The organism is Mesorhizobium sp. M2A.F.Ca.ET.037.01.1.1, assembly GCF_003998075.1.
GTDB lineage: Bacteria > Pseudomonadota > Alphaproteobacteria > Rhizobiales > Rhizobiaceae > Mesorhizobium.
In genome coordinates, this window is record NZ_RZSA01001501.1 from 1 (window position 1) to 983 (window position 983).

A 983-nucleotide genomic window follows, 5' to 3' on the forward strand; every position below is an offset into this window, starting at 1 on the left:
GAATAGCCGGTGCCGTCGGGCTGCCAGGTCGCGGTGCGGCGGCGGTCGATGCCGGCGAGCGGCCTGCCGTTGGCGAGCCAACGGAACGGCGCGCGGCCGCCCTGCAGCTTCAGCACCAGCGGCGTTGCGTCGGCTGAGTTGGTGCCGAGGTCTACGCGGGCGCCATTGGGCGGGAAGATGATGGTCGGCGCCGGCTCGGTGGCGGTGGCCTGCACCAGGCCGTCGGCGCCGGCGCCGAAGCGGGCGAGCGTCACCGGCAATTCCTCGCGCTTGGGATTGAAGACACCCGGCGGCCGGCCGGGCAGCGGCACGCTGGCGAGGCCGGAACGGACGAAGCCTTCGAATAGGATGGGTGCGGCGGAGACATAGCCCGACAGGCCGGGGACGGGGCTGGCATCGGCGCGGCCGACCCAGACGCCCAGCACGTAGCGGCCGTCGAAGCCGACGGACCAGGCATCGCGATAGCCATAGGAGGTGCCGGTCTTGTAGGCGATGCCGTGCTGCATGGCGCCTTCTGGCGGCTTCACGCCGGACAGGATGTCGTTGATCTGCCAGGCCGCCTGGTCGTCGAGGATGGTGGCTGTGGTGCGCTCGGTATTGGCCGGCTCGGTGCCGTCATGCAGCGTGTGCATCTTCCCGCCATTGGCGAGCCCGGTATAGAGCTGCACCAGGTCGCGCAAGGTCACGCCGACGCCGCCAAGGCCGATCGCCAGGCCCGGCGCTTCGTTGGGCGGCAGGATCGGGTTGACGCCGGCCTGGCGGAAGCGTGCCGTCAGCCGCGCCGGGCCGACGGCGTCGAGCACCCGGATCGCCGGCACGTTGAGCGACAATTGCAGCGCCTGGCGGATAGAGACGTCGCCCTGGTAGCCCATGTCGAAATTCTTCGGCCGGTAGCCTCCGAAATCGGCCGGGCTGTCCTCGATGATCGTCTCCTGCGCCACCAGCCCCTGCTCGAAGGCCAAGCCGTAGATGAAAGGCTTCAG

General features: G+C 70.1%; 1 protein-coding gene. It reads right to left on the reverse strand.

Going from position 1 to position 983, the window contains the following annotated elements:
* Positions 1 to 983 (reverse strand): penicillin-binding transpeptidase domain-containing protein (locus EOA27_RS37915; protein ID WP_281059529.1); only part of this gene is annotated, 983 nt, incomplete at both ends.